The organism is Streptomyces abikoensis (genome assembly GCF_014648775.1).
GTDB classification, from domain to species: domain Bacteria; phylum Actinomycetota; class Actinomycetes; order Streptomycetales; family Streptomycetaceae; genus Streptomyces; species Streptomyces abikoensis.
In genome coordinates this window covers 1-981 of record NZ_BMRT01000027.1, presented here as the reverse complement: position 1 = coordinate 981, position 981 = coordinate 1, and the positions used below count along the sequence as shown (strand labels likewise).

General features: G+C 68.1%; 1 pseudogene. It reads right to left on the bottom strand.

Annotation, left to right across the window (positions count from 1 at the left end):
* Nucleotides 1–695, bottom strand: a pseudogene (locus IE096_RS31075) (hypothetical protein); the annotation flags it as partial.
* Nucleotides 696–981 lie beyond the last annotated feature (286 nt).

Here is a 981-nt window from a genome sequence, read left to right as displayed (position 1 = left end):
GCGTTGAGCTCGAGGAAGCGGGTCTGGATGGTGATGCCGGGGGCGATGCCGGAGATGGTGGCGGCGGCGGTCGCGATGTAGTCGGAGTTGCCGGTGATGAACGCCGGGCCACCCTTGTCCGGGTGCTGGTCGCCACCGTCGGAGTACTCGTCCTCGAACGGGATCTGGGTGACCGTGTTCCGCTTGAGGGGCAGCTCGGACTTCCGGGCGAGGCTGACGCGCTTCGGGGCGTCGTCGTCGGCGCCGTTGTTCACCAGCTCGGCGATCAGCTCGGCGGCAGACTGCTCGTGCTTGGCGTAGGCGTTGGGGAACGCGCTGACCTGCACGGCCTGGGCCACCTGCGTGAGCGGCGTCGACGTGAGGTAGTTGGCGCCGAACTTGCCGGGGCAGATCTTCTTCATCTCGGAGAAGAACTTCCAGGAGGTCCAGTGCGGGTCGAGCCGCTGCTCGCGCGTGCCCCACCAGTCCTGCTGCTGGAACAGGCCGATGCTCGTCGCGTCGCCGTAGTTGAGGTTCCGCATGCCCGACTCCTGGAGCGCGGTGGCGACGCCGACGACCGCTCCGCGGTAGCCCAGGCCGGCCTTGAGCGCCTCGTCCAGGATGGCGGTGGCGTTGCTCCGCTGGTCGGCGTCGAACTTCCACTTCTCCTGCGGGGGAGAGAGTTTGTACGGCAGAAGGTCACTGACTGCGACCATGATGGTGTCCTTTCTGGTGGTGAGGTCCAGGAGGCCGCTCAGCGGAGGTCGGTGCCCTTGTGCTCCTCCGCCGTCAGGCCGCCGTGGCGCCGGCGGCGGGAATGCCTTTCGGACGCGGCCCTGGGCGCGAAGCCCCGCAGCGCAGCTTTGGCGTGCGGGGCTTCGCGGATCAGCCGTTTCGGTCGATCAGGTCGATCAGGTCGATCAGATTGATCGGGCCGATCAGGCGGGGCGGGGCCAGTAGTTGGCCTGGACCTCGGCGTAGGTGACCTTGCCGTCGGTGTCG